1 protein-coding gene is annotated in these 276 nt (G+C 68.8%); it reads right to left on the bottom strand.

Features of this window, described 5'->3' with window-relative positions; translation table 11 throughout:
* Window positions 1–52 precede the first annotated feature (52 nt).
* A partial coding sequence (locus tag DJ73_RS02705) for a non-canonical purine NTP pyrophosphatase (RefSeq protein ID WP_141212898.1) occupies window positions 53–276 on the bottom strand: 224 nt, incomplete at its 5' end.

Genomic DNA, 276 nt, shown 5'->3' with positions numbered 1-276 from the left:
TCGGCTGTGACCTGTTGGCCGCCGCCATCGCCGAAACGGCCTGAACGACGCGTTACCGGTCCGCGTACCACTCCGCGAACTTCTCTAACGCCCGTCCCCGGTGTGACACCGCGTTCTTCCGGTCGGTGTCCATCTCGGCGAACGTCTCGCCGTCGTGTTCGAAGATCGGGTCGTAGCCGAAGCCGCCGTCGCCGCGCGGCGCCACGATCCGCCCGGGGACGTACCCCTCGAACAGCTTGACCGGGAGCGCGTCGGTTGATTCGCCCGCCCCGTCGC

The sequence above is a fragment of the Halorubrum sp. Ea1 genome (assembly GCF_002252965.1).
Taxonomy (GTDB): Archaea; Halobacteriota; Halobacteria; order Halobacteriales; family Haloferacaceae; genus Halorubrum.
The sequence above is the reverse complement of the archived record's forward strand: the minus strand, read 5'-3'. Positions and strand labels throughout refer to the sequence as shown.